The organism is Pseudomonas sp. Larv2_ips (assembly GCF_963879675.1).
In the GTDB taxonomy this organism is placed as follows: domain Bacteria; phylum Pseudomonadota; class Gammaproteobacteria; order Pseudomonadales; family Pseudomonadaceae; genus Aquipseudomonas.
The window spans coordinates 605,293-605,936 of the sequence record NZ_CAWOAW010000027.1; positions in this window are offsets into that span (position 1 = coordinate 605,293).

Below are 644 nucleotides of genomic sequence, written 5' to 3' on the forward strand. Positions count from 1 at the left end.
AGTAGCCGACCTGAGTGGTTGAAGCAAAAGCAGGGCAACAGCACAGCAACAGCACAGCAACCCACTTCTATCTGATGCACTGAGATCCAAATGTGGGAGCGGGCTTGCTCGCGAAGGCGGTGTGTCAGCTACACATGAGTTGACTGATCCACCGCCTTCGCGAGCAAGCCCGCTCCCACAAGTTGACCGAGTTCAGCTGCCAGCACCGCACTGCTTTTGCTTTTCTGTGGGAGCTGGCTTGCCTGCGATGCAGGCACCTCGGTCTATCAGGCACAACCAGTTGATGCCATCGCAGGCAAGCCAGCTCCCACATTTGATTGAGTTCAGCCTTCAAGATCAGGCCGGCTGTCAGGCCGCCTCGCGTCCGCTTATGATCTAACCACTCAGGTCGGCTACCAGGCCGCCGTGCTCTGCTTTTGATCTTGATCTGCTGTTGACTTTGATCTTAGGCGCCCCGTTAAACCACGCTGGCCGAACGCAGGCTTGAATCCGTGGGTAACCCGGCAGGACGCCGGGTTAGCCGTGTTGGGCCATGGATGGCCCGTCACGGCGGCCCACAGATTCAAGCCGGAGTGAGGGCACACCGAGCCTAAGCGAGGTGCCGAGTGGTGGGGCAAGAGCCCTTTGGTTACTTTGGGGCTTTT